This window comes from Pseudonocardia endophytica (assembly GCF_004339565.1).
Classification (GTDB): domain Bacteria; phylum Actinomycetota; class Actinomycetes; order Mycobacteriales; family Pseudonocardiaceae; genus Pseudonocardia; species Pseudonocardia endophytica.
Genome location: NZ_SMFZ01000001.1, coordinates 2,329,009 through 2,355,643 on the forward strand (window position 1 = coordinate 2,329,009; position 26,635 = coordinate 2,355,643).

20 protein-coding genes are annotated in these 26,635 nt (G+C 70.5%); 2 read left to right on the top strand and 18 right to left on the bottom strand.

Going from position 1 to position 26,635, the window contains the following annotated elements:
- Position 1: 1 nt before the first annotated feature.
- A complete protein-coding gene (locus EV378_RS10440; RefSeq protein WP_165922229.1) occupies positions 2-1,249 on the bottom strand; it encodes a CaiB/BaiF CoA transferase family protein in 1,248 nt (415 codons plus the stop codon).
- 162 nt (positions 1,250-1,411) lie between these two features.
- On the opposite strand from EV378_RS10440, the gene EV378_RS10445 reads away from it, so the two are divergent.
- Positions 1,412-2,641 carry a glutamate-cysteine ligase family protein gene (locus EV378_RS10445; RefSeq protein ID WP_132423257.1) on the top strand — a complete coding sequence of 410 codons (1,230 nt, stop codon included), beginning with the start codon at positions 1,412-1,414 and terminating at the stop codon, positions 2,639-2,641.
- Here EV378_RS10445 and EV378_RS10450 read toward each other — a convergent pair.
- From EV378_RS10450 to EV378_RS10475, 6 genes are all read right to left on the bottom strand, one after another.
- Complete coding sequence (locus EV378_RS10450; RefSeq protein ID WP_207908629.1) at positions 2,615-3,166, bottom strand: MarR family winged helix-turn-helix transcriptional regulator; 552 nt, start codon at positions 3,164-3,166, stop codon at positions 2,615-2,617. The genes EV378_RS10445 and EV378_RS10450 overlap by 27 nt on opposite strands.
- A gap of 156 nt (positions 3,167-3,322) precedes the next feature.
- A complete protein-coding gene (gene styA / locus EV378_RS10455; protein WP_132423260.1) occupies positions 3,323-4,585 on the bottom strand; it encodes a styrene monooxygenase subunit StyA in 1,263 nt (420 codons plus the stop codon).
- 211 nt (positions 4,586-4,796) lie between these two features.
- Positions 4,797-5,561, bottom strand: a complete 765-nt coding sequence (fabG, locus tag EV378_RS10460; protein WP_132423263.1) for a 3-oxoacyl-ACP reductase FabG — start codon at positions 5,559-5,561, stop codon at positions 4,797-4,799.
- Positions 5,558-7,615: a phenylacetic acid degradation bifunctional protein PaaZ gene (paaZ, locus tag EV378_RS10465; RefSeq protein ID WP_132423266.1), complete on the bottom strand. Its 2,058-nt coding sequence runs from the start codon at positions 7,613-7,615 to the stop codon at positions 5,558-5,560. Before paaZ ends, fabG begins: the two co-directional genes overlap by 4 nt.
- Before the next feature lie 37 nt (positions 7,616-7,652).
- Positions 7,653-8,888: a thiolase family protein gene (locus EV378_RS10470; RefSeq protein WP_132423269.1), complete on the bottom strand. Its 1,236-nt coding sequence runs from the start codon at positions 8,886-8,888 to the stop codon at positions 7,653-7,655.
- Positions 8,889-9,001: 113 nt separating this feature from the next.
- Positions 9,002-10,381, bottom strand: coding sequence for a mycothione reductase (locus tag EV378_RS10475; protein ID WP_132427699.1), 1,380 nt, complete (start codon positions 10,379-10,381; stop codon positions 9,002-9,004).
- A 402-nt stretch (positions 10,382-10,783) separates the two neighbouring features.
- On the opposite strand from EV378_RS10475, the gene EV378_RS10480 reads away from it, so the two are divergent.
- Entirely contained in the window at positions 10,784-12,478 is a 1,695-nt protein-coding gene (locus EV378_RS10480; protein ID WP_132423272.1) for a PucR family transcriptional regulator, read from the top strand.
- Positions 12,479-12,603: 125 nt separating this feature from the next.
- Here the strand turns inward: EV378_RS10480 and styA (EV378_RS10485) are convergent, their stop codons facing one another.
- The 11 genes from styA (EV378_RS10485) to EV378_RS10535 all read right to left on the bottom strand — a co-directional run bounded on the left by styA (EV378_RS10485) (position 12,604) and on the right by EV378_RS10535 (position 26,618).
- On the bottom strand, positions 12,604-13,863 hold the full coding sequence (gene styA, locus EV378_RS10485) for a styrene monooxygenase subunit StyA (RefSeq protein ID WP_132423275.1): 1,260 nt from the start codon (positions 13,861-13,863) through the stop codon (positions 12,604-12,606).
- Between the two features lie 85 nt (positions 13,864-13,948).
- Positions 13,949-14,170: a hypothetical protein gene (locus EV378_RS10490; protein WP_132423278.1), complete on the bottom strand. Its 222-nt coding sequence runs from the start codon at positions 14,168-14,170 to the stop codon at positions 13,949-13,951.
- On the bottom strand, positions 14,167-15,348 hold the full coding sequence (locus tag EV378_RS35295; RefSeq protein WP_165922230.1) for a peptidyl-prolyl cis-trans isomerase: 1,182 nt from the start codon (positions 15,346-15,348) through the stop codon (positions 14,167-14,169). The genes EV378_RS10490 and EV378_RS35295 overlap by 4 nt, the downstream gene beginning before the upstream one ends.
- A complete protein-coding gene (locus tag EV378_RS10500; protein WP_132423281.1) occupies positions 15,345-17,792 on the bottom strand; it encodes an RND transporter family protein in 2,448 nt (815 codons plus the stop codon). The genes EV378_RS35295 and EV378_RS10500 overlap by 4 nt, the downstream gene beginning before the upstream one ends.
- Entirely contained in the window at positions 17,789-19,090 is a 1,302-nt protein-coding gene (locus EV378_RS10505) for an MlaD family protein (RefSeq protein WP_132423284.1), read from the bottom strand. Before EV378_RS10505 ends, EV378_RS10500 begins: the two co-directional genes overlap by 4 nt.
- Before the next feature lie 9 nt (positions 19,091-19,099).
- Positions 19,100-20,437 (bottom strand): MlaD family protein, encoded by a 1,338-nt coding sequence (locus tag EV378_RS10510; RefSeq protein WP_132423287.1) that lies wholly within the window; start codon positions 20,435-20,437, stop codon positions 19,100-19,102.
- Positions 20,437-21,813: an MlaD family protein gene (locus EV378_RS10515; RefSeq protein ID WP_132423290.1), complete on the bottom strand. Its 1,377-nt coding sequence runs from the start codon at positions 21,811-21,813 to the stop codon at positions 20,437-20,439. The genes EV378_RS10510 and EV378_RS10515 overlap by 1 nt, the downstream gene beginning before the upstream one ends.
- Positions 21,810-23,111 (bottom strand): MlaD family protein, encoded by a 1,302-nt coding sequence (locus EV378_RS10520; protein ID WP_132423293.1) that lies wholly within the window; start codon positions 23,109-23,111, stop codon positions 21,810-21,812. The genes EV378_RS10515 and EV378_RS10520 overlap by 4 nt, the downstream gene beginning before the upstream one ends.
- Positions 23,111-24,493, bottom strand: a complete 1,383-nt coding sequence (locus EV378_RS10525) for an MlaD family protein (protein ID WP_132423296.1) — start codon at positions 24,491-24,493, stop codon at positions 23,111-23,113. Before EV378_RS10525 ends, EV378_RS10520 begins: the two co-directional genes overlap by 1 nt.
- Positions 24,490-25,731, bottom strand: a complete 1,242-nt coding sequence (locus EV378_RS10530; protein ID WP_132423299.1) for an MlaD family protein — start codon at positions 25,729-25,731, stop codon at positions 24,490-24,492. The genes EV378_RS10525 and EV378_RS10530 overlap by 4 nt, the downstream gene beginning before the upstream one ends.
- A gap of 5 nt (positions 25,732-25,736) precedes the next feature.
- A complete protein-coding gene (locus tag EV378_RS10535) occupies positions 25,737-26,618 on the bottom strand; it encodes an ABC transporter ATP-binding protein (RefSeq protein ID WP_243653377.1) in 882 nt (293 codons plus the stop codon).
- Positions 26,619-26,635: the final 17 nt, after the last annotated feature.

Here is a 26,635-nt window from a genome sequence, read left to right on the forward strand (position 1 = left end):
GTCATGCTCCTCTGGTCAGAACGGTGTCGGTGTCGGCCGGCTCGGGGGCGGGCTCACCGAACTCGCTGCCCACCACGCCCGCGGCGGACAGGCGGTCGATCTCGGCGGGGTCCAGGCCGATCTCGGCGAGAACCTCCCGGTTGTGCTCGCCCAGCCGAGGCGCGCCCCGGGGCAGGTCGACCGGTGTACCGGCGAAACGGGCGGCGGTCCGCGCCTGGCGGACCCTTCCTGCCGTCGGGTGGTCGGTCTCGATGATCGTGCCGGAGGCAAGGACCTGCGGATTGTCGAGAAGCTCGAAGCGACGCAGTGCGGGCGCGCACGGAACGTCGTGACGCTCCAGGAGGTCCAGCCACTCCTGCGCGGGACGCTGGAGCAGGACCTTCTGGATCTCCGAGAGTCGCTCGTCGACGTTCTCCTCGCGCTTGGAGGGGGTGTCGAAGCGAGGATCGGTGAGCAGATCCGGCCGCTCGGCGGCCTCGCAGAACGCCGTCCACTCCCGGTTGCTCATCGTCGAGACGGTGATCCACCCGTCCGCGGTTTCGTAGATCAGGTCGATGAAGCTCGCCGCCTTCTCCGGGGTCACCGGCTGGTCGGCGAACGTGTAGGCGTTCATGTCGCTGGCCCAGAGGAAACCCAGGACCGTGTCGAGCATGGACAGCCGGATGTGCTGGCCCTCGCCGTTGATGCTGCGGGCAACCAGCGCCGAGCAGATGGCCTGTGCACCGGTGACGGCCGTCAGCTTGTCCGGCAGCACCGTGCGGACCAGCCGCGGCCGGTCGGTGTCCGAGCCGGCCTGCACCGTCGTCAGACCGGACAGTGCCTGAACGATCGGGTCGTAGACACGCCGCTTCGCGTACGGGCCTTCCTCGCCGAAGCCGCTGATCGACAGGTACACGAGCCCGGGGTTGACCTCGCGCAGGTCGTCGTAGCCGATCCCGAGGCGCTCGACGACGCCCGGGCGGAAGTTCTGCACCAGCACGTCGGCCGAGGCCACCAGCTGCTTGAGCACGCGGACGCCGTCGTCGCTCTTGAGGTCGAGCGTCAGAGAACGCTTCGACCGGTTGACGTTGACGAACATCGAGGCGAGGCCGCCGACCTGGTTCCGGAGCGCGCGGACGTGGTCTCCCACCTCCGGCGGCTCGACCTTGATCACCTCGGCGCCCTGGTCGCCCAGGATGTCCGCGGCCCACGGCCCCGACAGCATGGCCGACAGGTCGACGACCCGGATGCCGGTCAGGGGACCACTCATCGTTCACCTCGTCGTTGTGTGACGCCGTTGACCCCGGCAAAGTAGCGATGAATTTCTTAGCAGTCAATTACTTCCCGGGACGACGATCGCTTGCTAGCGTCCTCCCACACTCACCGCCGAGCACTGATCGAGGTGGTCCTCGTGCCGTCAGCCCACCGATGCATGACCCCGGCCGCCGCTGCCACGGCCGTCGAGTCCCTGCTGGCCGGCGACGGTCGTGAACGAGCCGGGATCGAGATCGAGTGGCCGGTCTACGACGGCGACGATCCGTCGGGGCGCCCTCACGTCGACGACCTGCGCGCGGTCTGCGAGGTGCCGCTCCCGGCCGGCGGCCGCGCGACGGTCGAACCCGGCGGCCAGTTGGAACTGTCGACGGCACCCGCCGGCTCGATCGAGGCCGCGCTCGACGCCGCAGCGGGAGACGCGACCGTCCTGCGCTCCCGGCTCGCACATGCCGGGCTGACCTACCGCGAGTCCGCGCTCGACTCGAGCAGGATCCCGTCGCGGATCCTGCCCCACGGCCGGTACGCGGCGATGGAGTCGTTCTTCGACGCAGGTGGGGACGCCGGCCGCTGGATGATGTGCAACACCGCGTCGCTGCAGGTCAACCTCAGCAACCACCCGACCCGTCCGGAACGCCGGTGGGAACTGGCGAATCGACTCGGTCCGATCCTGGTCGCCACGTTCGCCAACTCCCCCGGCCGCGACGCGTCGGGGCACAGGTGGGAGTCGCTCCGACAGGGGATCTGGGGTTCGATCGACCCGGCTCGCACCGTCGCCGTGAGCTGTTCGGGCTCGATGGCCGAGTCCTGGCTGCGCTACGCACTCGCCGCGGACGTGATGCTCCTCCGCACCCAGGACGGGCGCGACGTCGCCGTCCCGCCGGGACTGTCGTTCGGCAGCTGGATGGCCCACGGTCACGAGCTCGGCTGGCCGACGGTCGAGGACCTCCTCTACCACCTGACGACCCTGTTCCCGCCGGTCCGACCGCGTGGGTGGCTCGAACTGCGGATGATCGACGCGCTGCCGTGGTCGTTGCTCGAGGTGGGTGCGCTGGTCACGACGACGGCGCTGACCGTCGACGACGCCATGGACGAACTGCTCGCCCGGCTCGAGGTCGCCGACTCGTTGTGGCTCGACGCGGCGCGCTACGGGCTCGCGCATCCGCTCGTCGCCGAATGCTCCCGGACCCTCTTCGAGGTCATCCGGCCCCACCTGGCCGCCGTGGCGCGGTCGCGCACCCGCCACGACGGCGTCCTCGCGTTCGAGGACCGCTTCGTCCGGCGAGCGATGTCGCCGGCGCAGCTGGTGGGCTGCCAGGACCTCCCGTATCGGCCGTGTCCGGCCCTGGCCGTCAGCGAGCCGCTACTGGCGGCCGGCAACCCGGCCTGAGCGCCCTCGGGCTCGAGGCACCGAACTGCCGGACCGCTGCTCCAGGCTCATCAGGAGCTTGCGCAGCAACGACTCCAACGCGTCGAGCTCGTGCGCGTCGAGGGCGGCACCCAGCAGCTCACCATCGTGCGAGGTCATCTCGGCCAGGACGACGTCGACCAGTTCCAGCCCGGTCTCGGTCAGCTCGACCTCGACGCGCCGACGGTCGCCCAGGTCGACGTGCCGCGTCACCATTCCGGCCCGCTCGAGCTTGTCGAGCCGCTGCGACACCCCACCCGACGTGATCAGCGCCGACCGCGTCAGGTCTCCGGCGCTGCGGCGGTAGGGCACGCCGCTGCGCCGGAGCATGGCCAGGACGTCGATGGCTCCGCGATCGGTTGCCAGTTCGGCCAGGAGCAGCTTGCGTTTGGTGTCGAGATGCCGCCCGATCCGCCAGATGCGCGTGACGATGCCGAACGAACTGACGTCGATGTCCGGCCGGATGCGGTGCCATTCCTGCTCGACGGCGTCGACGCCGTCCGACACCGCCCCGCCGTCGATCACCTGGAGGTCGACGCGTTCTTCGCCGTCGTCCGGCGGCGACGCGGAACGCACCACAATCACTCCCTGCGCAGTACGACATGGATCCGCCGGCCGGGCGGACCGTCACGGTCGCCCGGCCGGCGGGTGATCACCTGGTGATCAGGCAGATGCGCCGACCAGGTCGCTGGTGGCCCTGTCGCGGGTCAGCCATGCGCCGATGCGATCGGGGTGGGCGAACACGTCCCACTGCCTCTCGGGGAAGTTGAAGTTGTCCGTGAACTCGTCCGCCAGACGACGGTCCTGCGCGAGCGCGCCCACGAACGCCACGAACTCGTCGGGCAGTGTGTCCAGCGCGCCGAGCATGAAGTTCGTCCACCGCGTCGCGGCCAGCACACGATCCCGCCGACGGGCGTCGACCACCTCGACGAACCGCGCGTCGAACACGTCCTGAGCGACGATCTCCTCGCCGAGGATCCACGCGGCGTGCGAGGCCATGTTCGCCCCCTGGCCCAGCACCGGGTCGACGGTGGCGTTCACGTCACCGAGGGCGAGAGCGGTCGTGCCGCCCGGCAGGACGGCGGACGTCTTCCGGACGGTCGGCACGACGCCACCCTGCAGGATGTCCAGCGGGCTGTTCGCGACGTCGAACTCCTTCTCGTCCACGCGCTCGAACGTCATCGGGTAGTGCGTGCGCAGCTTCTCCAGCATCAGCGTCCTGAACGCGGCCGGGTCGTCCTCGTACTTCGTGTGGCGCAGCACCTCCAGGTCACCACCGATGTGGTTCTCCCACACCAGCGCGGAGGCCATCCCGCCGAACGTCAGGTACGGGATCTCGATCATCTCGCCGTGCCCCGGTGAGGCACCCCATACGACGGCGCGCTTGTCGAGCTGGTGGATGCCCGTGAACACCCCGACGCAGAGTGCGCGCTGCGGCGTCTGGTGGGGCGAGTGGTCGGCGTCCCGCTCGAAGAGCTGGCCGAACGTGCCCTTGCCGGTGCAGACGACCAGCAGGTCGTGCTGCGCCTCGAGGGTCGCAACGTCCTCCTCGCCGAGGGTGCGGTACTCGATGGTGCCGCCGCGCTCCGCGAAGTCCTTCATGAGCTGCGGGTGGTAGATCCGGTAGTCGATCCCGCGGCTGGGGGCGTGGTAGTCGCCGTAGAACGTCAGCGGTTGCGGACCGCCGAGGTAGTAGTGGTGACCGAAGTAGCCGAAGTCGTTGACGTCCCAGTGGTCGATGCCGAGCGCCCGCTCGCGCTCCACGGTCACCGCGTGGTGGGCCACCGTGTTGGGCAGCCGACCCGCCGCGATCTCCTCCGGGTTCTTGTCCGTGTAGATCGTGGCCTCGATGTCGTGCCGGCGCAGGAACAGGCCCAGCTGCAGACCCGCAGTCCCGCCCCCGATGATGCCGATCCGCTTGCTCATATGAACTCTCCCTGGTTGAGGCGACGACGACGTCGCGCGCGTCGGGATGTGGCAACGAGTCTCAGACCTTCGGCACAGGACGCCGCGTCCATCGCTGCCCGTGCGTGGGGCACTCGTCAGCGCACCGTTCATCAGGTGCGACTGGAGGAAAACATAGAGCTAAAATACTTACTCGTCAATATCCTTGCGAGGCCTTCCATCTGGCGGCTAGCTAGAGCCGCCGGCCTCCGTCTGCGTAGATCGTCTGGCCGGTGATGAAGGACGAGTCCTCGCCGGCGAGGAAGGCGACGATGCCCGCGATGTCGGCCGGGGTTCCGGCCCGTCGAACCGGAGTGATCGCCGCACGTTCCTCGGTGAACGCCTCCAGCGTCGTGCCGAGACGCTCGGCCAGCTGACCGGTCATCTCGGTCACGACGAAGCCGGGCGCCACGGCGTTCGCGGTGATGCCGAACGGCCCCAGCTCGATCGCCAGGGTGCGGGTCGCGCCCTGGATACCCGCCTTGGCGGCCGAGTAGTTGAGCTGGCCCCGGGTGCCGAGAGCCGAGACGCTGGACAGGCTGATGATCCTGCCCCAGCGCGCGTCCACCATGTGCTTCTGCGCCGCGCGCGTGACGACGAACAGCCCCCGTAGATGGACGCCGAGTACCGTGTCCCAGTCCTCATCGGACATCTTGAACAGAAGGTTGTCCCGCGTCACGCCGGCGTTGTTGACGAGCACGCCGAGCGAGCCCAGCTCCTCCACGACTCGCTGGACCGCCGCTGCGACCTGTTCCGGGTCGGTCACGTCGGCGCCGATCCCGATGACCTCCCGTCCGGTGTCCGCCGCGATCTCGGCAGCCGCCTTCTCGGACCGGGTCCGGTCGAGATCGACGATCGCGACGTCCGCGCCGTCTCCGGCGAGACGACGGGCCGTCGCCTCCCCGATGCCGCGCGCACCACCGGTGACGAGGGCGACGCGTCCCTCCAGGCCCGTCACGTCGCTGCGTCCTGCTTGTCGGCGTCCTTCTTCGCGACGAGGGTGAGGACGTCGTAGCGGGCGACGGACTGGCCGTCCTGGCGGGTGACGTCGGCGTCCCAGCGGACTTCGCCGTAGCCGGCCGATTCGCGTGGGGTGAGTTGTTTGCAGGTCAGGGTCACCGTCAGGGAGTCGCCGAATGTGACGGGGGTGAGGAAGCGCAGGTTGTCGACGCCGAAGTTGGCGAGCACGGGGCCGGGGTCGGGGTCGACGAACAGGCCGGCGGCCAGTGAGACGATCAGGTAGCCGTGCGCGACGCGTTCGCCGAACAGCGGGTTCGCCGCGGCGGCCTCGGCGTCCATGTGCGCGTAGAACGTGTCGCCGGTGAACTCGGCGAAGTGTTCGACGTCTTGCTGGGACACCGTGCGGGGGCCTGCGACGAGGGTGTCGCCGGGCTTGAGTTCTTCGAGGTGCAGCCGGAACGGGTGCCGCTCGGTCTCGCGGCGTTCGGCCCCCTGAACCCAGCGGCCGGTGACCGCGGCGATCGTGTCCGGGTCTCCCTGCACGGCCGTGCGTTGCATGTGGTGCAGCACGCCGCGGATGCCGCCCATCTCCTCGCCGCCGCCGGCGCGCCCTGGTCCACCGTGGACGAGTTGGGGCATCGGGGAGCCGTGGCCGGTGGACTCGCCTGCGTCGCGGTCGTTGAGTACGAGCAGGCGGCCGTGGAACGGTGCGGTGCCGAGCACGACCTCGCGGGCGAACGCGGTGTCGGCGGTGACGATCGAGCCGGCCAGGCTGCCCTGCCCGCGGGCCGCGAAGTCGATCAGCTCCTCTGTCGAGGAGTACGGCAGGATCGTGGAGACCGGGCCGAACGCCTCGACCTCGTGTGGTTCGGCGCGTTGCGGGTCCCCGAGCAGCAGCAGCGGGGACACGAACGCGCCGCGCTGGGCGTCGGCGCCGGTGACCTCGACGGTGTCCGGGTCGCCGAACACGATCCGGCCGGCGTCGCGCAGCGCTTTCACGCTGCGCCGGACCTCCTCGCGCTGGTCGAGGCTGGCCAGCGCGCCCATGGTCGTGCTCTCGGCGTCCGGTGCGCCGACGACGACCGTGTCGAGGCGTTCGGAGGTGGCCGAGATGACGGCGTCGACGTGCTGGGAGGGCACGAATGCGCGGCGGATCGCGGTGCATTTCTGTCCGGCCTTGACTGTCATCTCGGTGACCAGGCCGGTGACGAACAGGTCGAACTCCGCCGTGCCGGGTGTGGCGTCCGGGCCGAGTGCGGAGAAGTTCAGTGAGTCGGCCTCGGCGGAGAACCGCACCGAGTTCCGGACGATCGCGGGGTGTGTGCGCAGGGTCTGCGCGGTCGACGCGGAGCCGGTGAAGCTGACCAGGTCCTGGCCGGTGAGGTGGTCGAACGCGTCACCGAGGGAGCCGGCGACGAACTGCAGTGCGCCGTCGGGCAGCAGTCCGGAGTCGACGATCAGCTCGACCAGGGTCGCGGTGAGGAACGCGGTCGGGCTGGCCGGTTTGATCAGGGTCGGCACGCCGGCCAGGAACGCGGGGGCGAGTTTCTCCAGCGGCCCCCACACGGGGAAGTTGAACGCGTTGACCTGTACCGCGACGCCGCGGCGTGGGGTGCAGACGTGTTGGCCGAGGAACGTGCCGCCCTTACCGAGGGGTTCGATGTCGCCGTCGACGTAGACGGTGTCGTTCGGCAGCTCCCGTTTCGCCTTGGACGCGTAGGCGAGCAGTACGCCGATGCCGCCGTCGACGTCGAACTTCGAGTCGCCGAGCGTGGCGCCGGTGCGCGCCGAGACGGTGTAGAGCTGCTCGCGGTGCTCGCGCAGGTGCCCACCGAGCGCCTTGAGCAGCGCCGCCCGCTGGTGAAACGTCAACTCGCGCAGCGCGGGGCCACCGACCGTGCGTCCATAGTCCAGGGCGGCCTCGAAGTCGAGGCCCGTTGTCGACAGGCGTGCGATCTGCTCGCCGGTCACCGCGTCGTGGACGGGGCGGCCGTCGTCGGAAGCGGCGTACCAGCGGCCGCCGACATGGCTGCGCAGAAGCGGGGTACTCATGGGTCTCCCTGTTCGGGTGATCGGGGTATCGCGGATGTCAGACGGACTCGATCAGGAGCGCCGCACCCTGGCCGACGCCGACGCACATCGACGCCAGGCCGCGGCCGCCGCCCTCGCGGCGCAGCCGGTTCGCCAAGGTGATCGTGATGCGGGCGCCGGAGCAACCCAGCGGATGCCCGAGCGCGATCGCGCCGCCATCGGCGTTCACGATCGCCGGGTCCAGGCCGAGGCGGCGCACGCTCGCCAGGCTCTGTGCGGCGAACGCCTCGTTCAGCTCGACGGCGGTGAGGTCCGACGCGGCCCATCCGGCGCGGTCGAGCGCCTTCTGCGATGCCGGGACCGGCCCCAGACCCATGACGTGCGGCGCCACCCCGGCGCTCGTCCCCGTGACGACGCGGGCGAGGGGCTGGAGACCGTACTGCTCGACGACGCGCGCGCCGGCGAGCACCACGGCCGCCGCGCCGTCGGACAGCGGTGAGGAGTTGCCCGCGGTGACGATGCCGTCGCGCCGGAACACGGGGCGCAGCCTGCCGAGCGACTCCTGGGACGCATCGGCGCGCGGGCCCTCGTCCGCGGAGACCGTGATCGGGTCCCCCTTGCGTCGGGCCACGGAGACCGGGACCAGCTCGTCGTCGAAGCGGCCGTCCTTCGCGGCCGCAACCGCGCGCAGGTGGCTCTCGACCGCGAACGCGTCGCATTCCTCGCGGGTCAGCCCGTCGAGCGCGGCGACCTCCTCAGCGGTCTCACCCATCGACAGCGTCATCGGCCCGTCGGTCTCGGTGTGCTGCTCGGGAGCCTCGCGATCCATCGCGGTGAACCGCGGGTTGGTGAACCGCCACCCGAGCGCCGAGTCGGCGACCTCGCCCGGCTTGGCCCACGGAGTGCCCGGCTTGGCCATCACCCATGGCGCGCGGGTCATCGACTCGACGCCGCCTGCGACGACGATGTCCGCCTCGCCGGAGCGGATGGCCTGCGCCGCACCGGTGATCGCGGTCATCCCGCTCGCGCACAGGCGGTTCACCGTGTAGCCCGGGACGGTCTGCGGGAGGCCGGCGAGCAGCGCGGCCATACGAGCGACGTTGCGGTTGTCCTCCCCCGCCTGGTTCGCGGCGCCCAGCACGACCTCGTCGATCTCGTCCGGCGACACTCCGGCTCGCCTCACCGCCTCACCGACGACCAGAGCCGCCAGGTCGTCCGGGCGTACCTGAGCCAACGCACCCCCGTACTTGCCCTGCGGGGTCCGGACTCCACTGACGAGGAACACGTCACTCATGCGGCCGCTACGCCTCCGATCGGATATCCACACATGCCGAACGAACATTCGGTCGGCTGGCGGGCCAGTATTGCAGGAACGGGCTCCCCGACATGAGCCACCTCCGGTAGTCGTCAGAACTCGAGGCCGAGGAGCGCGTTCTCCACGACCTCGGGCAACGCCGGGTGGATCCAGTACTGCTGACGAACGATCTCGCGTACGTCCTGGTCGGAGGCCATCACCTGGACGAGCTGCTGGATGAGGGTCGACGCCTCCGGGCCGATGATGTGGGCCCCCACCAGTCGGCCGGTGTCCCGGTCGGCGATCACCTTGACGAAGCCCGTCGTGTCCTCGAGCGCCCAGCCGTAGGCGACGTCGGCGAATCGCTGCACCGTCACGACGTGGTCGAGGCCGAGATCCCGGCACCGTTGTCCGGTCATGCCGACGCTCGCGATCGGCGGCGTCGTGAAGACCGCCGACGGTACGAACCGGTGATCCGTGGCACGCAGGTCGTCCGGGTGCAGGAGGTTGTGCGCGACCACCCGCTTCTCGTGGTTGGCCACGTGCTTCAGCTGGAACGGGGAGCTGACGTCCCCGATCGCGAAGATCCCGTCGACCGGCGTCCGCTGGTACTCGTCGACGACGATCCGGCCGTCGAGGTGCAGCGGGATCCCGGCGCTCCCCACATCGAGGAGGTCGCCGTTCGGGCGGCGCCCGGTCGCCACGAGCACCGTGTCGGCCTCGACGACCGATCCGTCCGACAGCTCGACCCGGATGTCTCCCGGCGATCCCGTCATGCCGGCGACCCGCGTGTTCAGCCGTACGTCCCAACGCTCGCGGGCACGGTCCGTGAAGGCGGCCGAGACGTCCTCGTCCTCCCGGCGAAGGAGTGCCGGCCCCTGGCTGACAACGGCCACGTGGGCGCCGAACGCGGAGAAGACATGGGCGAACTCCGCCCCGACGAACCCACCACCGAGGACGACCAGCCGTCGGGGTACCGCTGACAGCCGCATGACCGTGTCCGAGGTCTCGTAGGGCACACCGGAGGACTCGACGATCTCCGGCACGTCCGGCCGGGCCCCCGCGGCGATCAGGATCCGGTCGGCGGTGAACTCCTCTGCCGTGCCGGTGGGCAGCTCGACCCGGACGGAGCGGGCGCCGGTGAATCGGGCACTGCCCTCGTAGGTCGTGACGTTCGGCGTGCGGACCGGGTCGTTGCGGTAGTCGCGCACACCGTCGGAGATCGGGTCGATCCGGCCGAAGATCCGTTCCCGGATGTCGGCCCAGCGCACCTTGTCGACGGTCGCGTCGACGCCGAAACGGTGCGCCTCGCGGACGGTGTCGGCGACGTGCGCCGCGTGCACGTACATCTTCGTCGGGATGCACCCGACGTTCAGACACGTCCCGCCGAAGCGACCGTGCTCGACGACGGCGACGTCGAGGTGGTCGAACCTGCTGTCGATGATCGAGCTTCCGGAGCCGGCCCCGATGACGGCCAAGTCGTGGTGACGCACGCGGACACCGTACCAGAAGTGCTTTAGTAGTGAACTGTTTAGCGCAGCGGTCATCGCTCGGCGCCACGGCCGTCCGCGTCAGTTCATTTAGTAATAAGCTTTTGACGCCTTGGTAATCGACCGCTATGGTGATGCGCGTCGCACCGCCAAGACCCCCGACGACGTGGATGAGCTTGTCGCGCAGTGGCCACCGGACCACAGGTCGCGTCGTCGCCCTCACCTGACAGGAGCAGACAGACAGACCCCGGCACCGTGTGGACGGCTCCCCCTCGATCCCACACGGCGCAGCACGACTCCCCGGCCGACGCGCACCTCCCGACCCGGCCGGATCCCCTTCCGACGTTGCCCGCGAACGGCTCCCGAAAGAAGTGAGTGCCGCCGCACGAAGGAGAAGCGACTCCGATGAACGCTGTCGCGATCGACGACCCCCGGATCAAGCACGCGGGTGTGGACGGTCCTCAGCCGCCCGCTCCCGAGCTGAGCCCGTGGGAGCTGCGCACTCTCGAACGGGTCCACGAGGCCATCCACCTGCGCTTCCCCGGTGTGCTGGGCTGCTGCTACGCGGCCATCGGCTGTCCGGCAATGCGGCTGTGCGCACTCCACGACCTGGAGCTTCCGGCGATCTTCGGCCGGCTGGGCTCGTCGGGTCACGACAGCGGTTTCTCGGTCGAGGCTCACGCCGACTCCTCTGGCACCACCCGCTTCGTCGCGACCGCCGTGATCGCGCGCGACGGTCGCACGACGGGCCGGGTCCAGTTCGTCGCGAGCTGCGCGCCGGACGTCGCGGCGCTGTCCCGCATCGTCGCCGTGGCCGTCCAGGAGGCCGAGAACGATCTCGACGGCGTCCTGGACGGCGGAGCGCCCGCCGAGGAGAAGGCGTTGCGCCTCGACCCGGCCGCCCAGGAGACGCTCATCGAGCTGTTCGAGGCCGATCCGGGGACGCAGCCCACGGTGCGCTGCCTCCTCCAGCGGGTCTCCGCGGCGCTCGGCAGCGCAGTGGCCGTGCAGACGGCGCGCGGAGTCGTGATCGGTTCGGCCGGGCGGGCCGAGCCGGTCCTGCTGAACACGTCGAGTCACCGCGACAGCGACGCCATCGCACGGGCGGCGCGCTCCAGCACGCCGGTGTTCACGCCCGGGAGCTCAGCGCCGTTCGTACGTGCCGTGGTGAAGATCGGCGTCGGTGGCGCGCACCCCTATCTGCTCGTCGCCGAGGTCGATCGGCGCAGCGCATGGAGCATCGCCGTCCTGCGGCAGGCGGCCGGCATCCTCTCGTGGCTACTGAGGATGGAGCAGGACGCCACCGACGACATCACTCTGCGCCGGTCTGCCATCGTCGCCGACCTCATGCGGGGGGCGGATCTGGCGAGCGTCCCGGCGCGGGCGGCCGTGCTCGGCCACGACCTGAGCGGCCCGCACCGGGCACTCGCGTTCACCGCGGCGCGGGCAGCATCGGAGACCGATCTCGTCCGCGTCGGCCACGCGCTGGCCGACCGGTTCCGCAACGCGGGCGGTGGGAACGGCCCCGACACCCTGGTGTCGACGATCGGCCCATACGTCATCGCCCTCGTACCCGACACGGGGAACCGCGAGTCCGAGACGGATGCCCGGCTCTGCCTGACCTCACTGCGCCGCGACGGCTTCCAGCTCGTCTGCGGCATCGGTCCCTCCGCCTCCGGACCGGAGGCGCTCTCCGAGGGCTTGGACCAGGCGGTCCGGGCTGCGGACATCCTGCGCGACCACGACCAGCGGGACGCCGTGACGTACTACGAGGACCTCGGCCTGCTCGGATTTCTCTACTCGGACTCGGACCGCCACCGGCTCCACAGCTTCGTCTCACGATGGCTGGGACCACTGCACGAGCACGACGACTCGTCGAACTCGGAGCTCCTCCGCACGGTGGAGGCTGTGGTCGATCATCCGACGCTCAACGCCGCCGCGAACGCGCTGTACATCCACATCTCGACGCTGAAGTACCGCTGCAAGCGGATCGAGGAGGTCCTCGGCGCCGATCTTCGTGATCCCGAGGTCACGTTCAACCTCCGGCTCGCGATGAAGCTCAGCTCCATCCAGCAGAAGCTCGGCACGCGATCGAGCTGACGCCGGACCCGGGCTCGCCGACGCGACAGGCCGGGCGGGCGCCGCTCCCTCGGCCGCCCGCCCGGCATCATCGGCATCTCGTCTCCCGGGCGTCGGGAGGAGGACGGCCGACGCCCGGGAGACGATCAGGCGCCGGCGCCGACCAGCTCCGGGGCCCGGTCCTTCCCGAGCCACGCGCCGATCCGGTCCGGGTGGGCGAACACGTCCCACTGCCTCTCGGGGAAGTTGAAGTTGTCCGTGAACTCGTCCGCCAGACGACGGTCGAGGGACAGTGCGCCGACGAAGCCGAGGAACTCCTTCGGCAGCGTGTCCAGCGCGCCCAGCATGAAGTTCGTCCACCGCGTCGCGGCCAGCACACGATCCCGACGACGCGCGTCGACCACCTCGACGAACCGCGCGTCGAACACGTCCTGAGCAACGATCTCCTCGCCCAGGATCCACGCGGCGTACGAGGCCATGTTGCCGCCCTGCCCCAGGACCGGGTCCACCGTCGCGTTGACGTCACCGAGCGCCAGCGCGGTCGTCCCGTCGGGCAGGACGGTCGAGGTCTTCCGTACCACCGGAACCACGCCACCCTGCAGGATGTCCAACGGGCTGTTCGCCACATCGAACTCGGACTCGTCCACGCGCTCGAACGTCATCGGGTAGTGCGTGCGCAGCTTCTCCAGCATCAGCGTCCTGAACGCCGCCGGGTCGTCCTCGTACCTCGTGTGCCGCAACACCTCCAGGTCACCACCGATGTGGTTCTCCCACACCAGCGCCGACGCCATCCCACCGAACGTCAGATACGGGATCTCGATCATCTCGCCGTGCCCCGGGGAGGCACCCCAGACGACGGCGCGCTTGTCGAGCTGCTCGATGCCCGTGAACACCCCGACACACAGCGCGCGCTGCGGGGTCTCGTGCGGCGAGTGCTCCGGGTCGCGCGGGAACAGCCTGCCGAACGTGCCCTTGCCGGTGCAGACGACCAGCAGGTCGTGCTGCGCCTCGAGCGTGGCGACGTCCTCCTCGCCGAGAGTCCGGTACTCGATCCTTCCGCCGCGGGAGGTGAAGTCCTCCATCAGCTGCGGGTGGTAGATCCGGTAGTCGATACCCCGGCTCGGGGCGTGGTAGTCGCCGTAGAACGTCAACGGGTCCGGGCCACCGAGGTAGTAGTGGTGACCGAAGTAGCCGAAGTCGTTGACGTCCCAGTGGTCGATGCCGAGCGCCCGCTCGCGCTCCACGGTCACCGCGTGATGCGCCACCGTGTTCGGCAGCCGACCCGCCGCGTACTCCTCCGGGTTCTTGTCCGTGTAGATCGTCGCGTCGATGTCGTGCCGGCGCAGGAACAGGCCCAGCTGCAGACCCGCGGTCCCAGCGCCGATGATGCCGATCCGCTTACTCAAGTGAACTCTCCTGTGGTTGTGCGACGTCGGCGTCGCTCTCGGGGAGACCGGTGTGGACAGGTGGAACCGGTCGATCAGGGCCGGCTCAGATCGCTACCGCGATCGCGACGGCGACGAAGACGAGTGCCACGACCAGGCAGGTGATCCCACCTCGCCTGAGGACCCGGACCCGCTTGTCCCGCTGCTCTCCGGACATCTGGGCCGGCACCAGGTTCTCGACGTTGCCGCGAGCCCAGAGGCCGAGTGCGGCGAGCGCGACGGCCATGACGAGGAGGATCCCTCCGTTGGCCAGACCCTCGGACGTCATCGCGGCGGCTCCACGGCCGGGGGTGCGGGCGCGCCGCCCTGAGGCGCGGGAGCACCGCCCTGGGGCGCCGGCCCAGCAGGCGCCGGGTCCGCCACACCGGGCGGGGCGTCCGGATCGGCCGGACGGTAGTTGTCGGCGTACTCGACGTCGGCGTCCGTGATCCGGGTGGCGATCCAGTTCCGCCACGCCTCGGTCGACTTCTCCAGCTCGAGCGTGGCCCTCAGGGGCTCCTTGATCGCCTCGAACGTCGCGGGAACGGGCGGCGTCGTCGCCCCGCCCACTCCGACGTTCCAACCGTGCTGGGTCTGCACCGGACCGAACACCGTCCCGGGGGCCGCGGCGAACGCGGCCTGCCCGTACGCCGGCTCCAGCTGAGCCGCCGCCACCTGGCCGAGATCCCCGCCCTTGTCACGGGTCGACTGGTCCTGGCTCACGGAGCGGGCGACGTCTGCGAACGGCTCACCACCCCGGATGCGTGCGACCACCTGGTCGGCGGCCGCCCTGTCGGCGACGACGATGTTGGAAAGCCGGCGCTTCTCCGGCGTGCCCAGCTGGTCGTGCCGCTCGTCGAAGGCCTTCTTCACCTCGTCGTCACTCACCGTGATCGGACCGGTGACCTTGTCCATGAGCTGTGCGACGGTCATCTGCCGCTTCACCTCCCCGAGCACGGCCTGCTCGGAGGTGCCGCTGTTGCCGAGGGCCTCGATGAACTTCTCGCGGGCCTGCGGACCCTCCCCGAGCTGCTGCGCGATGAACCGGGAGAGCGTGTCGTTGACCGCCTTGTCGGCCGCGACGACGCCCTCGTCCCGCGCGGCGTCGTCGAGGACGATCGCGACGGCGTAGGACTTCGCGGCGTCCCGCCGGAAAGCGTCGAGCTGGTCCGGCTCCGTCGGCGGGTTCACCCCGTACAAGGCGCGCAGGGTGTCCACCTGGCGGTCGAGCTCGTCGGTGGTGACGACCCTGTCCCCCAGCCGGAACGCCGCGTCGTCGGGGAGGGCCTCGATCTGCCACCACGTCACCCCGCCGGCCACCAGGGCCAGCAGCACGATGAGGCCACCCGCGATCACGACCTTGGTCCGCCGCCGGGCGGCGGCGAATCCCTTGCGGGCCTTCCCGGGCAGCCCGCCCACGGTCCCGGACGCCTTGTCCAGCGTTTCCTTGGACAGCATGGATGTCATGCGCCTACTCCCGTCAGCTCGAGGGAACGCGGTTCGTGCTCCGGGGAGGAGCCAGGCGGCTGCGGGGTCGGCCGGGGCGGCCACACCCACACCGCGAGCCGTGCCGCGCCGAGGGCGAGAAGCACGGACACCGCCAACAACAGTCCGAACTCGCGGATCGCCTGCAGACCGGAGGCTGCGAGCACGAGGTACCCGACGCCGGACGTGGCCGCAGCCAGGGCGACCGAGCGCCGGAGCCGGATCTGGCCGCTCCGGGCGGCCTCGGCGAGCATCACGCTGAACTCGCAGCCCACCGCCGCCGTCAGCGCGCCGAGGGTGACCGTGACCGGGTTCAGGGCGACGCCGAACAGCCACGTCAGCGACAGCCCGACGCCGGTCGCGATCGCCGCTGCGAGCACGGCGCGTCCCGCATCCGCCCGCCGCCGACCGAGACCGATCAACAGGACCAGACCGGCGGCGAGGACACCGATGCCGTTGGCCAGATAGCGCTCGCCGTCGATCAGGTCGTAGCCGTGCGCGGCCAGCATCGGCAGACCGGTCACCTCGACCCGGTACCCGCTCGGCGGCGCGGGGAGTCCGGTGAGGACGGTGTCGCGGAGCTGCTCGAGCTCGACCGCATCCTGCTGCGTGCTGCCGAACGCGAGGCTCGCGACCGTGGCGTCCGGACCGACCACCGCGCCGAGCAGGTAGGGAGGCAGCAACCGCAGCGCCGCGGAGATCTGCTCCGGTGTCGGCTCGGAGCCCAGGAACCGCATCATCTGTGGCACGGACGTCACCGGCCGGAGCACGTCGCCGTAGCGGCTGACGATGCTCTTCTCGGCCTCGGACATCCATGCCATCGCCTCCGGCGACGTGACGTCCGGTCCGCGCAGGACGACGTCGACCTCACCGGAGGTGCCCAGTGAGCGCTGGAGGTGCTCGACGTCGTCACCGACCGCCAGACCCTTGGTGAAGCTGGTGAAGTCGGCGGTCAGCGGTATGGCGGGCAACGACGCCCACCCCGCGGCCGCCACCGCGCCGGCGAGGACGACGGCCGCGACGCGAGTCGCGAGCCGAGTCCTGTTCGGACCGTCAGCGGCCGGCCCGGTGGCCTCGACCGGTTCGGTCGGTTCGTCGAGCCGCATCGTCCGCGTCACCAGCGCCGCCGCCCCGCACGAGGCCAGGACACCGAGCGCGAGCGAGAGCCCGAGGTCTCGGACGAACGGCATCGGCGACAGCGCGAGAGCGCCGAAGCTGACGGCGGTGGCGAGCGCGACGGTCACCACCACCCGCCGCTCGGCACGTTGTGCCCAGTAGATCGGGTAGTAGCTGCCGACACCGAGCAACACAGGGAGGAACGCCACCACACCGAGGGACAGTGGATGCCCGATCCAGCCGTACACCGCCATCGTGGTGGCCGTTGCCAGCAACGTCACCGCCACCGGCATCAGACGCCGACGTCGGGTCGATGCCCATGGCGTCGCGACGAGACACAGGGCGACGCCGACGACCGCCAACCCGCCCAGGAGCGGGACCTCCTGACGGACCTGGTGACCGAGCCCCGCGACGACCGCCGGCACGCCGGACACCGTCGTGCGGGTCGTGTCCAGGCCGGACCGGTCGACGAGGTCCCCGACGCGGTCGACGAGCACCTCGGTACTCCCCTGGTCCAGCTCCTGACGCGGCCGGACCAGCAGCGCGACCGACCGGTCCGACGGGACGACGAAACGCCACTGTGGACGCGGCCGGCCCTGTTCGTCGTAGATCGCGTTCTCGACGAACTGCTGGTTGCGGATCGTCGGGAGACCCGACGGCAGGCCACGGGCGAGCAAGGTGCCGTAGCGGCGGTCGAACTCGGCGCTGGCCTTGTCAGCAGCCCGGTCGGCCTCCTCCGGTGACGCCCCCGCCGCAGCGGCCTGGGCCCGGGCGGTTCCCCGCACCCCGTCCCGCCGGCCGACGAGCTCGGCGAGCAGGTCCTGGGCGCGCCCGGCGACCTGGTTGAGCACCGTCGCCGGCCCGTAGACCGCCGAGACGTCCGGCAGCCGGGCGAGCTCGCCCTCGAGGCGGAGCAAGGACTGCAGCTGGTCCCCTTCGAGCAGGGATCTCGGTCCTGGCGACTCGAGGAGCACGACCGTCGCGTCGGAGCCGAACGCTCCGGCGTAGTCGTGCAGAGCGTCGACCGCCGGGTCGTTCGCCGGTAGGAACGAGTCCACGCCGGTGGAGACGTCGACCTGCGCGAGCCCCCCGATCAGGAGGCCGAGAGCCACGACCACTCCCACGACCGAGCCGGCCCGACGCGTACGCGACACGTCCGGAGCAGCCTGCGCGCTGCGCGCCTCCCGTCCGGCGGGCGCCGGGCGGCGCGCCGCCGTCGACACCGTGGCGAGCCCGGCCCGGCCCAGGGCCACCGCCGCCGCGAACGGACGCCGGAGGGCCCTGGCCGGGGAGTGGCCGCGGCGGCTCATCGCGGCGGGTCCTGCTGGATGCGCGGGTACTGACCCGTGAACGGACCGGGGTCGGCGGAGCCGCCGGCGTCGGGGTAGGCGTTCGACTTCGCCAGCAGCGGCGCCTTGTTCGTGTCGACCGGGATGCCCTTCACCGTCTGCTCGTTGAAGACCATGAAGATCCGCAGCGTCTTCCCGTTGACATCGCCCCGGTTCAGGGCCTGGCCGAAGTTGGTGAAGAACGCGGCCACGTCGCGGTCGTACGGCTTCAGGTAGGCCAGCATCGGGTTGACGTCCGACATCGCCACGTCCAACGTCCCGACGAGAGAGCTCGCGTCGTCGGCCACGGCCGGGACCCGCTGCAGCGTGTCCGGCGCCCGGTCGACCACGCCTTGCAGCGACGGGAGCATGCCGCGCAGATCCGCGGAGGTCCCCGGCAGCTGCGTGAGTGCCGCGGACAGGTCGGGCGCGGCCGTGTCGAGATCGCGCGCGACCGGTGCCAGCGCACCGGACAGGGTCGTCAGATCGTCGCTGGCCCCGCGCACGGAGTCGAGCAACGGCGGCAGCGTCCGCATGGTCTCGGCCAGCTTCTCGTCGTTCTGCGCCGTGGCCGAGAACACCTGCTGGGAGTCCGAGACCAGCTGGGCGATCTGCCCGTCCCTGGTGTCCAGCGCGGCGAGCAGCGTCGCCGTCTGCCCGGTCAGCGTCGTCAGGTCCTCCGACTGGGCGGCGAGCGCGTCGGTCACCGTGCCGCCCTGCCTGCCGACCTCACCGAGGCCGGCGACGGCGTCCGTCAGCGACTGCGCGCTGTCGTCCGTCGCCAACCCGGACGAGCGGACGACGTTCCCGATCGAGTCGCGGGTCGGCTGGTCGAGGGAGCGGTAGACGTCGTCGAGCTCGACGCCGGGCTTGCCGGTGCCGGGCGGCAGCGTCGCGCCGTCCGGGATCTCCGCACCCTTGCCGTCGGTGAAGTCGAGGTACGACTCCTGGATCAGCGTCTTGTTCCGGATCTCCGCGCTGACCCCCTCGTGCAGGGGGTGGTTGTCGTTCATCTCGACCTCGACCGAGGCCTGGTCGCCGACCGGCTCGATGTCGACGATCTTGCCGACGTTGACGCCGGCGACCATGACGTCGGAGTCGTAGACCAGGTTCGAGACCGACGGCACGTCGAGGTGGACCCGGTAGCCGGCCTGGGACACCACCGGGATGCGCCCGCCCGAGTTGACCCAGAGGTAGCCGAAGAGCGCAGCGCAGGCGGCTGTGAACCCGACCAGGGCCAGTAGCCGCGCGTGCGGCAGAACTGTGGTTGGAACTCGCATGTCGTCCGCCTAGTTCGAGGAGCCGATGGGCAGGTCGGGCACGACGGGCCGCGGGTCGGCGCCCGGAGGGACGCCTGCGCCGGACGGGTCCTGGAACAGCTGGGGGTGGCTCCTGGTCAGGCCCAGCAGGCCCGTCACCGACTCGGGCGAGTACTGCTGCATCCCCCGCAAGATCCCGCCGTTGGCGTCCTTGAGGCTGTACGCCGAGTTCGTGTTGAACACGAAGGCCTGCAGGTCGTCGAGGTAGGGAAGGGAGTTCCCGGTCAGCTCGTCGAGCCGGCCGGAGGCGGACTTGACGTTCGGGAGCGAGCCGTTCAGGTCGCTCACGAGGGGCCGCAGGTCGGCCACGACCGGCTTGGCCTCGTCGAGGACCGGAGCGGCCTTGTCCACGACCTCACCCGCAGTGTCCACAGTGGTGGTCAGCCGGTCCAGCGCACCGGGAAGGGTGTCGCCGGCCTCGCGCAGGTTGTCCAGGGTCGGGTCGAGCTGGTCGGACAGACCTTGCACTCCGCCGGTCGCCTCACGCAGGCGATCGGTGACCTGCGGGAGCTCGCGCAGGACCGCGTCGACCGCCTGGCTGTTGTCGCCGGTGGTCTGCAACGTCTTCTGCATCGACGTCGCCAGGTCGGCCAGCCGCTTGTCGTTCTTCCCGACGGTGTCCGAGATCGTCCCGAGCGAGGTCATGAGCCGCGCGATCAGGTCCCGGCGGTTCTGCAGCGCCTCGGCGAGGGGCTGCATGCGCGTCAGCATGGCGTCGGTCGCACGTACCCCGGGCGGCAGCGCGTCCGGGAAGCTCGCCATCGACGCGTCCGACTGGGCGAGGAGCGTGGTCAGGGCGTCCTGGGTGTTCGCGTCGAGATGACCGAACACCTCGTCGACCTGGACCGGCGCGACCGATGCCGCGGACGGCAGCGTGTCGCCGTCCTGCAGCTCACGAGCGGCAGGCGTGCCCGGCGAGAACTCGATGTACATCTCGTTCAGGGGGCTCTTCGGCCGCAGGACCAGACGCGCGTCCTCGTACACCTTGTACTGCGGGTCGATCGTGATCGCCAGCTCGGCCTGGCCGCGCTCGTTCACGTCGGCCTCGCGGATCTCCCCGACCTTCACGCCGGCGATCCGGACCTCCTGGCCGTTGCCGGGGCTGACCGCCGGAGCCGAGTCGAATGTCGCGGTGAAGCGGAACTCCTGCTCCCACGGCCAGTTCGCACGGGCCTGGCTGAAGATGTAGCCGCCGACCACGACCGCGAGTCCGAGCAGCCCGGCCACCACCAGGATGTTCCGGATCAGTCCGGGTTCGTTGCGCGCCTGCTCGTAGGTGCGCCGGATGACGTTGCCACGAGGACTCATCAGTTACCCCCGGTTCCCGGGCCGTCCGGGTTCTCGAGCTTGGCGAGGTTCTTCCAGAGCGATTCGATGTTGATCGGCACGCCCTCGACGGAGCCGGCTCCGAACCCGGGCTGGAAGCCCACGTTGGCGCCGTTCGCGTCGGTCAGCTTCGACGCGCGGTCGACGTTCGTGACCATGTAGCCCAGTTCCTCGTAGAACGGGGTCTCGCCGTCGCCGGTCCCGGCGTAGGTGCCCTGGCCGGTGTACGGGCCCATCACGGTGTCGCGCACCGGCCCGTTCAGCCGGTCCAGGACCGGGCCCTTGAGGTCGTCGAGCACGGCGGTCCCGGTCTGACTGGCCGGGACCAGGTCGTCGACGATCGGACGGGTGTCGGCCAGAACACCGCGCAGATCGCGGACGACCGGAAGAGCCCTGGCGAGAACGGGTGTCGCGTGGTCGATCAGCGGGTCGAGGTTCTCGACGATCGGCTCCGTCGGGCCTGCGGCGTCACGCAGCTTGCCCAACGTGGTGTCCAGCCGGCGCAGGCCGGCGTCCGCCGTGTCCAGGGTCTCGGGCAGATCGGCGAGCAGGTCGGACGTGTCCTGGCTACGGGCGCCGACCACGCGGCTGGTCGACGCCAGGTTGGCGACGATGCTGTCGAGCTCGCCGTCCTTGGCGGACAACGTCCGAGAGGTCGAGTCCAGTCCGGCGACGACCTTGGTGAGATCGTCCGGCCGGGTTCCGGACACTCCCCGCAGGACCTCGGCACTCGGCGTCAGCGCGGCGGGCGCGGTTCGGGCGATGTCCTGGATCGCGCTGCGTCCGTCGCCGGCCAGCGTGGCGTCGAGCTGACGCGAGGCGCTGCGCGCGCCGGTGATCGCATCCGGCTGGAGCACCGAGGCGACCTGGTCCAGCTCGACCGGGACCGATGTGCGCTCGGGCGGGATGACGTCCGAGAACTCCCGGTCGTCGTGTTGCCCGCCGGGGATCAGCTCGAGGTAGTAGTTGCCGCCCAGCAGGATCGTCGGCCGGATGGCCGCACCAGGCTCGGAACCGATCTTCTCGGCCGTCCCGCCGTCCAGCTTGACCGTCACCATCGCGGTGCCGTTGTCGAGGCGTTCGACGTCGGACACCTTGCCGACCTTCACGCCGCCGACCTTCACCGGCGTGACGTACTCGCGGAGCCGGTAGTCCTGCGCGAAGTTGATCTTCACCTCGTCACCCGGCAGGAGGTTCGTCAGCAACATGTCCTTCTGGAACATGACGTAGCCGACGAGTGCGGTCACCAGGATCGCGACGACACCGATCGTGAACGGGGACCTCGACCAGCGCTTCAGCCCGGAACGCCTGGGCTTGTCCGCCGCCGGAGCGGGTCGGTCCTGAGCGTCGACGCTCATCGGTTGCCTCCGACGCTGGGCAGGGGCAGCGAGCCCGTGCTGTCCTGTCCCGCGGCGCCGGGAGCCGGATAGGGGTTGCGTGCGACGAACGGGTCGCGGATCCCCAGCTGGCCGTCGACCGACTGGGTGTGCAGCATCAGCGTCACGCGTAGATGCCGGTTGTTCGGATCGCCCTTGCCCGCCTGTCCGTTGGACATGGCGTCGGCGAAGTTCTCGAAGAACAGCATGACCTCGGGTGCGTACGGCGAGAGCGTCGTCAGTACCGGGTTGGCGTCGGCGAGGGCGTTCGCGGCACGCGGCGCGAACGGCCGCGCGTCGGTCATCGTCCGGGTCAGCTCACCGAGCGCGGGCTGGGCCTGGTCGGACACGTTCGGCACCCCGTCCAGCGGCGGGACCGCCTCGCGGAGCACACCTCGCAGATCCGGTGTGGCGTCGCCGAGTCCGCGCGCTCCTGGTTGGAGCTTCGCGGTCGCACTGTCCACGTCGGACAGCGGTGGCTGCAACGCCGCCATGGCCTCGCGGGCTGCGGCCAGGGTGTCCGGCGCCTTGTCCAACGTGTCCCTCAGCGGGACCGAGTTGTCGGTGGACACCGATCGCAGGGTCGTACCGAGGTCACCGGTCAGTGCGGCGATCTGGTCCTGGCGACCGGCGAAGCGGCCGGACAGCGAGTTCGCGGCCTGCAACAGCCGGGTCAGGTCCTGACCGTCCTTGTCGGTCAGCGCGCGGGAAACCGTGCCGAGATCCGGCAGGATCTGCGGCGCGTTCCGCACGACGTCCTGGACGTCCCGGCCGTGGCCGCCGACGCCCTGACCGGTCTGCGTGACCGTGCTGGTCAACGCGGCGCGGGTCGGGTCGTCGAACACCGCGAGCAGCTCCGACAGGTTCTCCGAGCCGGTGGTCTGCTCCTGGGGAAGGACGGAGCCCTCGGGGAGCTCGCCGGCGTCCGGGGTACCGGGGTCGATGTTGACGATCTTCTGACCGAGGCCGGAGCGGCTGTCGACCGACGCCGTCGCGTTCCGGTAGATCGGCCGGTCGCCGTCGAGCGCGATCGTCGCGACGGCCGTGCCGTCCTTGATCTCGACGTTGTCGACCCGGCCGGCGCGTACGCGGGCGATGCGGGCGTCGTCACCGGCACGGAGGCCACCGGTCTCCTCGAACGCCGCGGAGAACGTCGTCAGCTGCGCGCCGGGCAGTCCCTTGTGGGCGTTCACACCCACGTAGACAGCTACGGCGAAACAGGCCAGCGCAACGGTGCCGATCAGCAGCGAGCGGCCCTTCGTCGACTTCGGACCGCCCATCAGTTGCCTCCCAGCAGGTAGTCGAGAGCGCCGGACTCCTGCTTCTCGTCGAGACCGGTGGCGCCGCCGTCGGCGGACGGACCGGGCTCGAGGAGCCCCGGGAGCGGGGCGCCCTCCGGCGACACGCCGGGGATCTGCGGGAGCGGGGCCGGTCCGGGGGTCGCGGCGTCCGGCGGCTGGTTGCCGTCGAGCAGCGGTGCCGCCGGTGGGACGGCGTGGGTGATCTCGTCGGTGTTGACCGTCACCATGGCGCGGAAGTAGTGCGACAGGCCGTCGTAACCGTTGGTGGTCAGCGCCCAGCCCTGGATGAAGTTCCAGAAGCCGGGGAGCCGGTCGGTGAACTCGTTGGCCAGCGGGTCGAGACCTGCGGCGGTGCCTCGCAGGTCCGGCCCGGCGGGCTTCAGGTCGGACACGACCGGCCGCGCCTCGGCGAGCAGCTCACGGGCCCGGTCGAGAACCGGCTGCGAGCTGGCGAGCGCCGGGTCCGCCGAGTCGGCGAACGTCTGGAGCTCCGCGCTGATCGCGACCAGGTTGTCCGTGGTCGGCCGCATCGACCGGAGGGTCGGCGTCGCGCTGCGGGTGACCCCGGCGAGATCCTCCAGGGCGCCGCGGGTCTGCGCCAGCGTGTCCGGTGCGCGGACGAGCGTCTCGTTCAGCGCCTTCTGACGGTCGGCCGTCGTCCCGAGCAGCTGGTTCGCGGAGTCGACGAGCCCGTCGAGCCGCTTGCCGTCGTCCGCGGCCAGCGCGCCCGCGACGGGTTCGGTGTTGTCGACGAGCTGCTGCAGGGTCGCGCTCTGGTCGTTCAGGACCCGGACGAGGTTCTCGGTGTCGGTCATCGCCGGGGCCAGCGCCTTCACCGCCTCGTCGGCGTTCTTCCCGTTGTCGCGCATCCCGTCACCGAGGGTGGTGACGAGGCCCGCGAGCGCACGGCCGGTCGGATCGTTGATCGCGTTCAGCAGCTGGTCCAGATCGGACGGACGGCCGGTCTGCTCGACGGGAAGGGGCTCGTCCGGCCCGAGCAACGGTGCCTGCGGGCTGCCGCGGTCGTACTCGATGAACCGCTCGCCGAGGAGGCTGACCGGCTTGATCGTCATCCGGGCGTCGCGGTGTACCGGCATGGCTTCCGGTTCGAGTGCGACGGTCACGGCCGACTGGTTGCCGACGACCGTCATCGACCGGACCTTGCCGACCGGCACGCCGTCCATCAGGACGTCGTTGCCCTCGAGGATCGGGCTGGCATCGGCGAACATGGCCGTCACCAGCCGGGGCTCGTCGTCCCCGATGGCGCGGGGCGTCGCCGCCGCGGTCGCGAACACACCGGCCGCGGCGACCAGCGCGAGTACCCGCGCGGCCAGGGTCACACTGCGTCGGGACGGTGTCATCGCGCTCCACCTCCGTACGCGTCGGTCCACGGCTGCCCCTCCAGGGCGCCGGGCACCGGGTGCGGGTCCTTCTCGATCCCGGGCGGCAGGACGCCCGGGTTCACGGTGAGCGAGCTCGCGCCCTCGTTGATGGTCGAGCGCATGTAGTGGCCGTTCGCGTCGTAGTTGGCGGTGGCGGAGCCCCAGTTCGACATCCAGCCGAGGAGCTCCGGGGTGTACGGGCGCAGGTAGGTCAGCGCCGGCGTCACGTCACGGACGAGCGAGTCGACTCCGGGGACGGTGGCGTGCGCACTGTCGAGAAGCGCCGGGGTGTGGTTCAGCAACGTCGACGCCGAGTCGAGCGTCGGCCTCAGCTCGCCGACCGCGGGCCGCAGCTCCTGCAGTACCGGGCTCAGGTTGCGCGAGAACTCGGGGAGCTTCGCGGCCACCGGCTGGAGCTTGGTCAGCAGCGGAAGGGTCCTGTCCACGGTGTCCGGGACCTGGTCGAGCGTGGTGCGCGCCGTGTTCAGCGTGCCGGGGAGCTTCTGCAGCGCGGCGTCGAGCTGCTGCCTCTGCTCGGCCGTCGCCGCAGCGCCTGCGCTCAGGTCGGTCACGATCGAACGGACGTCGGCGTCGCGCTTGACCAGGGTGTCCACGACGGTCGACGTGTGGCCGATCAGCTGCTTGATCGCCGGCCCGTCGTTGCCGAGTCCACGGAGGACGTCGCCGAGGGCGCCCAGCGCCGGACCGGCTGAGCGGATCGTCGCGTTGATGTCCTGCTCGCTGCCGGTCAACGTCCGGTCGAGCCCCTTGAGTGTTCCGGCGAGCCGGGTCCGGGTCTCCGGGTCCAGCGCCGACAGCACCCGGTCGACCTCGACGGGTTCCGGCATGGCCCCCGAGATTCGACCGCCGTCCGGGATCTCCGGTGCGTCCGCCGGGCCGTCCTTGACGACGACCTGCCGCTCACCCAGGACCGCCCGCCACGCGACCGACACCTCCGCACCGTCGCGGAGCGGCGCGAAGTCGTTGTCCAGGTTCATGTCCAGGACGGCCTTGCCGTCCTCGACCCGGACCTCGTCCACCTGGCCGGCCTCGAAGCCGTCGACCAGGACCTTGCCGCCTTCGATCACGTTCGGCGCCGTGGGGAGCACGACGCTGACCCGGTACGGCACGTTGTCGATCAGTGCCCAGCCACCGGTCGCGAGCACCGCGAAGCAGACGATCGGGACCGCCCACAGCCCGAGGAACCTGTTCTTCATCGTCATCAGTCCATGCCCAGCGGTCCGGCGGACTCGCCGCTGAGGAACTGGCGGACGAACGGGTCCTGCGAGGCGAAGGCCGCCCTGGCCTCCCCGTAGTGGACGACCTGGCCCTTCCAGATCAGGCCGACGTAGTCGCTGACCTTCCGGGCGGTCCGGATGTCGTGGGTGACCAGCATGTAGGTCCCCTTGTGCTCCGCGTGCATCTGCAGGATGAGGTCGTTCAGCAGACTCGTACGGACGGGGTCGAGACCGGAGTCCGGCTCGTCGAACATGACGATGTCGGGATTCAACACCAGTGCGCGGGCGAAACCCGCGCGCTTGCGCATACCGCCGGACACCTCGTTCGGCCGCTTCTTGACGGCCTTTTCGAGTCCGACTTCCTGAAGCCGCTCCATGACGATCTCCTTCACCTCCTTCTCCGGCAGGTTGCTGTGCTTCCTCAACGGAAAGGCGGTGTTGTCGAAGATGTTCATCGAGCCGAAGAGCGCGCCGTCCTGGAAAAGAACCCCGAACCGCTTCCGAAGCTCGTACCGTTCGGCTTCGCTGATCTTCCAGATGTCCTGGCCGAAGATGAGGACGTCGCCGGCGTCCGGCGCGAGCAGACCGACCAGATGCTTGATCAGAACGCTCTTGCCCGTGCCGGAGGGCCCGAGGATCGTCGTGATCGCGTTGTCGGCGAAGTCCAGGTTCATCCCCTGGAGGATGTGGCTGTCGCCGAAGGACTTGTAGACGTTTCGGACCTGCATCGAATGCGGTCGACCCGCGTCCGTGCCGCCGCCGTGGGAACCGGCGGGCGCCGCCGCCCGCGGTGCTGCCGGGCCGGCACCGACGCCTGCCGGAATGGGAATCGGACGCGTCATGTCCATGTCGTCGCTGTCATGCATTATCGGGGAGCTCCTCG